1 protein-coding gene is annotated in these 437 nt (G+C 44.2%); it reads right to left on the reverse strand.

Annotated features, from left to right (window positions below):
• Nucleotides 1-167: 167 nt before the first annotated feature.
• A partial coding sequence (locus tag BCT81_RS04490) for an ATP-binding cassette domain-containing protein (protein ID WP_133152544.1) occupies nucleotides 168-437 on the reverse strand: 270 nt, incomplete at its 5' end.

The raw sequence follows: 437 nt of genomic DNA on the forward strand, positions 1-437 counted from the left end.
AGTATATAGAGTAAGTAGAATAGATACAGAGTATTCAATAAAGCTGTGTTAATTATGGCACCTCCATACCTATTTCACATTAGCAGATGCACACAGCCAAAATACCATTAACGAAGAGCGGTCTAGAGTTAAGGTCATAGAGCAGCCTCTAGTCAAAGATCAACGCACTAGGCTGAGTAATGTTGCCCTTTGCGGTCAGACAATACCTTTCCGTCTTTGATCGTCACGATTCGCTTGGTTCGTTCAGCAAGCGAATTATCATGCGTCACGATAATCAATGTTCGTCCCTGTGCATGAAGACGATTAAACAAAGCCTCTATCTCTGCGCCGGATTTTGAATCCAATGCCCCCGTAGGTTCATCCGCTAAGATGATTTGCGGATCGTTAACTAGGGCTCTTGCAATCGCCACTCTCTGCTTTTGACCACCAGAAAGCTG

This window comes from Vibrio sp. 10N.261.52.A1 (assembly GCF_002876325.1).
Taxonomy (GTDB): Bacteria; Pseudomonadota; Gammaproteobacteria; order Enterobacterales; family Vibrionaceae; genus Vibrio; species Vibrio chagasii.